1 pseudogene is annotated in these 241 nt (G+C 54.4%); it reads right to left on the reverse strand.

Features of this window, described 5'->3' with window-relative positions:
* A pseudogene (locus tag CHH91_RS18945) lies at nt 1–241 on the reverse strand (diaminopimelate epimerase); the annotation flags it as partial.

Raw genomic sequence — 241 nt, forward strand, 5'->3', positions numbered from 1 at the left:
TATACTCTGCTGGCCCACGCATGAGCACATCGCCATTTTCTTGCCATACAATTGTTAGATCACCGCCAAGCAAGTGGACCGTTACGGGTACCCCCTGTTTCGCATACCCATTCAACACACTGGCGACGACTGCGGCGCACGCCCCTGTGCCGCACGCTTGCGTAATGCCTGAACCTCGTTCCCATACGCGAAAATGAAGTTCTGTCTCGCTGACTACTTCTACCCATTCGGCGTTAACCCA

It is taken from the genome of Virgibacillus sp. 7505 (genome assembly GCF_002272135.1).
GTDB lineage: Bacteria > Bacillota > Bacilli > Bacillales > Amphibacillaceae > Terribacillus.